General features: G+C 58.8%; 2 protein-coding genes. Both read left to right on the top strand.

Annotated features, from left to right (window positions below):
* On the top strand, positions 1 to 308 hold a 308-nt coding region (locus ACKGJN_RS16400), incomplete at its 5' end, for a hypothetical protein (RefSeq protein ID WP_409540642.1).
* Between the two features lie 177 nt (positions 309 to 485).
* Positions 486 to 656: SlyX family protein (locus ACKGJN_RS16395; protein ID WP_409540643.1), on the top strand; the 171-nt coding region annotated here is incomplete at its 3' end.

Here is a 656-nt window from a genome sequence, read left to right as displayed (position 1 = left end):
GCATCTACCTGGAAGAATACGACGCGGCACACCAGCAGAGCCGCATGCGCCTGATGGGTGAGACCTTGAAGGCCCAATGGTCTGGAAGCGTGGTCGGACTGGTGACCGACGACTACGTTACCGGCAGCATCAATGCCTTGTGGAAGCAATCCGACCAACTGGTCTATTTTGAAAAGCGAGCGGCGATCCTGATCTATAGCCTGAAATACATTGACCGTTCACACTGCACTCTGATCGACCTGGCTTTACCGATGGACGATGCCGAAGGAAAGATGTTCGCCATCGGCCATGCCTCGCAGCACCGCTAAGCCCGCAGCCTGGGCGCTCCGGCACTGCCGGCCCTTGTTACCAGGACATCCGATCCCAGATGGTCAGTAGGCAGGCACGGTCAGCCGCCCAACCTGACCGGCGCTCTGGCGCAATACGCAGACGGCAACTCCAGGATCGTCAACGCACCAGGAACGTCAACGCAAGGGACAAGCACCATGAATGCCACCACCAAAACCCTGGAAAAGATCGAGGCCGATGTCGCCTATGGCGAAAAGGCGCTGAACGACCTCAGTGAGATGGTGATCGCTCAAGGCCGCGAGATCGACAAGCTGAAGGCGGAAGTCGCGGTACTCGGCCGCCAGATCTCGCAGATCGCCGAGGGTGAA

Origin of the sequence: Gillisia xinjiangensis (assembly GCF_046298265.1) — a bacterium.
Classification (GTDB): domain Bacteria; phylum Bacteroidota; class Bacteroidia; order Flavobacteriales; family Flavobacteriaceae; genus Gillisia; species Gillisia xinjiangensis.
This window is presented reverse-complemented; position numbering and strand designations above follow the sequence as displayed.